This window comes from Streptomyces daliensis, assembly GCF_054782395.1.
Map to the genome: position 1 here is coordinate 68,780 of NZ_BAAGSO010000139.1, position 2,684 is coordinate 71,463.

General features: G+C 68.3%; 1 protein-coding gene. It reads left to right on the forward strand.

The features are described 5' to 3' along the window. On the forward strand, positions 1 to 2,684 hold a 2,684-nt coding region (locus ACYVOO_RS40355), incomplete at both ends, for a condensation domain-containing protein (protein ID WP_461020702.1).

A 2,684-nucleotide genomic window follows, 5' to 3' on the forward strand; every position in this document is an offset into this window, starting at 1 on the left:
TTTCGATGCGTCGGTGCTGGATGTGGTGGTGGCGTTGTCGTCGGGTGCGGCGTTGTGGATCGCGAGTGGGGGGCAGCGTCGGGAGCCGCGGCGGTTGCGGGAGTTGGTGGGTGTGGGGGTAGCGAGTGTGGTGCCGTCGTTGCTGGAGGTGTTGGATCCGCAGGATCTGGCGCGGGTCGGGACGTTGTTGGTGGGTGCGGAGGCGGTCAGTGAGGGTGTGGCGCGGCGTTGGTCGGATGGGCGTCGGCTGGTGAACACTTATGGTCCGACCGAGGCGACGGTGATGGTGGCTGCGGAGACGGTCGATGCTGATCGTCCGGGTGCGGTGCCCTTCGGCCGCCCGATCGCCAACACCCGCATGTTCGTGCTCGACGACGCCCTCCAGCCAATGCCGGTGGGCGTGGCCGGTGAGCTGTACGTCGCCGGTGCGGGCCTGGCGCGTGGCTATGTGAGCCGTCCGCGGTTGACGGGTGAGCGGTTCGTGGCGTGCCCCTTCGGCCCGGGTTCCGGGGAGCGGATGTATCGCACCGGGGACCTGGTCAAGTGGACGTCCGATGGGCAGTTGGTGTTCGTCGGCCGGGCGGATGAGCAGGTGAAGGTGCGCGGGTTCCGTATCGAGCCCGGTGAGATCGAGGCCGCCCTGCTGGTCCACCCGGAGGTGACGCAGGCTGCGGTGATTGCCCGCGAGGATGCGCTGGTGGCCTACGTGGTTCCCAACGGCCGGGAACCGCAAGGGCTGCGGGAGGTGGTGGCCTCGCGGCTGCCGGAGTACATGGTGCCCGCCGCGTTCGTCACGCTTCCCGAGTTGCCGCTGACGGCCAACGGCAAGCTCGACCGCCGCGCGCTGCCCGCACCCGAGTACACCACCGGATCCGGGCGCGCACCGGCCACCGTGCAGGAGGAGATCCTGTGCGCCGCCTTCGCTGATGTGCTGGGCGTGGATGTGGTCGGGGTCGATGACAACTTCTTCCAGCTCGGCGGACATTCCCTCCTCGCCGTCCGGCTGATATCGCGGATCCGCGCCGTGTTGGGGGTGGAGGTCGAGGTCCGGGCCCTGTTCGAGGTCCCGACCGTCGCTGGACTGGCGACACGTCTCGCTGACGAGGACGCGGGCCCGGTCCGTCCGCCGTTGCGGGCGGGGGCCCGTCCGGAGCGGGTGCCATTGTCGTTCGCGCAGCAGCGGCTGTGGTTCCTGGCGCAGTTGGAGGGCCCCAGCCCCACCTACAACATTTCGAGCCCGATTCGGATGAGTGGAGTGGACGTCGACGCGTTGGGTGCGGCGTTGCGGGATGTGATCGCGCGACATGAGTCGCTGCGGACGATGTTCCCGGCGGTCGACGGCGAGCCCTATCAGCACATCCTCTCTGCGGACGAGCTGGCATGGGACCTGGAAGTGTCGCAGGTGGAGCCTGGGGGTGTCGCGGACGCCGTAGCGGAGGCGTCGCGGTATGCCTTCGACTTGTCGGTGGAGCTGCCGATCCGGGCGTGGTTGTTCCAGGCGGGGTCGGATGAGCAGGTGCTGGTCGTAGTCGTACACCACATTGCTTCCGACGGCTGGTCTCGGGGTCGGCTGGCCAGGGATGTCTCGACTGCTTATGAGGCGCGGTTGCGGGGTGTGGCTCCGGTGTGGGAGCCGTTGCCGGTGCAGTACGCGGATTACGTGGTGTGGCAGCGGGAGTTGCTGGGTGAGGAGTCGGATCCGGAGAGTCTGCTGTCGGCGCAGGTGGGGTACTGGCGGCGGGCGTTGGCCGGTGTTCCGGAGGAGTTGGCGTTGCCGGTGGATCGGCCGCGTCCTGCGGTGGCCAGCCATCAGGGTCATCGGGTGCCGGTGCGGATATCCGGCGAGGTGCACGAGCGGATGGTGGAGGTGGCGCGTGCCGAGAGCGTGACAGCGTTCATGGTGGCGCAGGCGGCCCTGGCCGTGACGTTGTCCCGCCTGGGTGCTGGCACCGACATTCCGATCGGCTCACCAATTGCGGGTCGTACCGATGAGGCGCTGGACGACCTGGTCGGGTTCTTCGTGAATACCCTGGTCATCCGTACGGATCTGTCGGGTGATCCGGAGTTCCGGCAGGTGCTGGGGCGGGTGCGGGAGGCGAGTCTGGGGGCGTTGGCGCATCAGGATGTGCCGTTCGAGCGGCTGGTGGAGGAGCTGGCGCCGGAGCGGTCGTTGGCGCGGCATCCGCTGTTCCAGGTGATGCTGACGGTGCAGAACGTCGAGCGCGCCGCGTTAGAGCTGGTCGGGGCGGATGCTGAGGGTGTGCGGCTGGACAGGGCGACGGCGGTGTCGAAGTTCGACCTTGAGGTGTTGCTGTCGGAGGTGGTTGACGAGGAGGGGCGTCCTGCGGGGTTGCGGGGTGCGCTGGTCGCGTCGGCGGATGTGTTCGAGGCGGAGACCGCCCAGCGGATGGCGGTGTGGTTCGGCCGTGTGTTGGAGTCGATGACCGCGACTCCTGAGCTGCGGCTGCGTCAGGCAGACGTGCTCGATGCCGACGAGCGTGCCCAGTTGGTGTCGGGCTGGAATGACACGGCTGTGCCGGTGGATGCCGTGATGGTGCTGGCGTCCTTCGAACGGTGGGCGGTGGAGGCTCCCGATTCGGCTGCGGTGGTGTTTGAGGGTGTGGAGCTGTCTTACGGCGAGTTGGATGTGGCGGCGAATCGGTTGGCGAATTGGCTTCGTGGTC